Source organism: Pseudomaricurvus alkylphenolicus, assembly GCF_011683955.1.
In the GTDB taxonomy this organism is placed as follows: Bacteria; Pseudomonadota; Gammaproteobacteria; order Pseudomonadales; family Cellvibrionaceae; genus Pseudomaricurvus; species Pseudomaricurvus alkylphenolicus.
In genome coordinates this window covers 1-2,047 of the sequence record NZ_JAAQPI010000053.1, presented here as the reverse complement: position 1 = coordinate 2,047, position 2,047 = coordinate 1, and the positions used below count along the sequence as shown (strand labels likewise).

General features: G+C 43.1%; 2 protein-coding genes. Both read right to left on the bottom strand.

Features of this window, described 5'->3' with window-relative positions; all coding sequences use genetic code 11:
- Positions 1-95: 95 nt before the first annotated feature.
- Complete coding sequence (locus HBA55_RS37035; RefSeq protein ID WP_167001255.1) at positions 96-1,028, bottom strand: SRPBCC family protein; 933 nt, start codon at positions 1,026-1,028, stop codon at positions 96-98.
- A gap of 142 nt (positions 1,029-1,170) precedes the next feature.
- A complete protein-coding gene (locus tag HBA55_RS37030; protein ID WP_167001254.1) occupies positions 1,171-1,677 on the bottom strand; it encodes a hypothetical protein in 507 nt (168 codons plus the stop codon).
- Positions 1,678-2,047: the final 370 nt, after the last annotated feature.

Below are 2,047 nucleotides of genomic sequence, written 5' to 3'. Positions count from 1 at the left end.
TGGTGGCAACAGCTTCTTAAGTACCGCTTCTTTCCTTTCTGGTGAATAGTGTTTCACTCATTCCTCATCAGCCCCCTGTTCAAGTTTTCAACAATTTAGGGGGTGACATCTATCCTGACACAGGGGGAGATCAGCTCGCCCCAAATTCTTGAATATATACCGAAATTCGTATTATCTACTAGAGTCGTCTTTAAAGTTAAAACGGTATTTCCATCCGGGTTTTCGGAAATAAAGTACCCGCCTGTAAGAGGTGAAAAGTATTCACCACCTAGTTTTACGTGCTTATCTAATGCGTGATCCGGAATTATGCCAGGATCAATATCAAACGAGTAAGTCATTTCTCCATTTGGCTCCCAAGAAGTAATAACTTCTTTAAATACCACACCCTTTTCCCATTCACTTGTTCTAACAGCGCCAATTCCATCCGCATTCATACTCGCTTTAATTGGTTGGGGCACCCCAATTAAAGAAGTCAGAGATATCCCCATTTCATCAGGTTTTATATATGCCACCCTCCCGAGCTGCTGCCAAACTACATTCGGAGGCGCATGAATGGTAATTCTATTTTCAACAGTATAAGTACTTGATAATTGAATAAAGTTGACTTCGATAGGAGCGATAAGGAGAGGAAATAGCGCTACTGACAGCAATGTCGAATTCCGTTTTTCGAAATATTGATATAGATAACCAGCGGTTACCCCACCCAAGCTAGAGCAAAGCATAAATGCAGGTAAAGCCATTGCCACACAGATACTTCCTTCCATTAAAGTTACAACGGTCGCTAGTAAGAAGAAGAAAATTGGCTGCCATGAAACGGTTATCATTTTCCCTAAAGTGAGACTCGGTTGAACCTTACATTCAAAGTGTACACGTATGAATCCAATAACAAAGGGAACGAAAAACATAAAAGAAACGGTTACGACTCCACCAAGATTACGTAAGACATCTAGTTCCCATAAAACTCTAATAGAAAGGCCGTATAGGACACCTAAAATTATTCCAATGTACTTGGGTAGCTTCGTATTCATTTTCTACTCATGACCCCCTTAGCAGGGGTGGCCTTGGAGCCAACTGCTTTGCGCGATAATGGCGAAGCCGTGCGCAAAGGAGACAGCGGAAAAGAAGTCCAGCGCGCATCGCTCTCGTGCCTGCCTGCGATTGTTATGACTACTAGCGAAATAGTTCATACCAAGCGTCATCGCATGTTTTGGCAGATACGTTAACCAACCACTTTTTCTCGTATTTCTCAGACCCATACTCTTCCCTTATTTCGATTTCCTTCGGCAACCACCTTCTCGTTACAGTAACGCTTCTATCGCAATAGTCGATTTCATTGCTGTGATTTTTTGTTTGTAACAGCCCCCCGTCTTTGTCCAATACGAAGTATGCGAATCTGGACAAACCGGAGTTGCTACCCGCAAAGATCATACTGCCCTCAGCAAACGGCTTAATAACATCAAACGTTAGATTCCTATAGTTTGCCAGCTCTATTCCCTTACGTAATACCTTTACCGAATATAGGGGATAATGTTGATTTTCTGTTGTGTCTACCGTTTTGACTATCGTCAAGTCGCCAAAGTGAAAATCTTCTGATTCTATAGCCTTAGGAAAATACCATGTATCCGCAAAAGCGCCGTAAGAGAGAAATGGGAATAGAATTATAAGAATGATTCTCATCTCGTTACTCGACTGTCATAACGCCGTGCGCAGCAGCGAGTCCAGCCCGCCTGCGGGCGATTGTGCCGCAGCTTGTTATGGATTTTTAATTTCATCTAATTCAACTTCATTAAGAACTTCGTGGTATCGCAAAAGCGAAACGAAGGATATGACCATGATAAAGCCGACTGTTATCCAATTAATTTCCCACCCGTTTCTACCAAGATAAAACTTGTCGATAAGTGTGTCGGCAGCAATTGCGGCAGAGCTGGCCCCCTTCCTTTGAACAGCTCATCCCCATTCTATAAGTGGATCCACGCCAAGGTTTAAGCCACCAGGGAAAGCGGCGTTGTATTGAAGTAAACCTCATCCGGTGTTTTCCGGTCAAGGC

Excerpts from the sequence above, each read along its gene's own strand:
- HBA55_RS37030 (WP_167001254.1), bottom strand. The coding sequence starts at position 1,677 with ATGAGAATCATTCTTATAATTCTATTCCCATTTCTCTCTTACGGCGCT.
- HBA55_RS37035 (WP_167001255.1), bottom strand. The coding sequence starts at position 1,028 with ATGAATACGAAGCTACCCAAGTACATTGGAATAATTTTAGGTGTCCTA.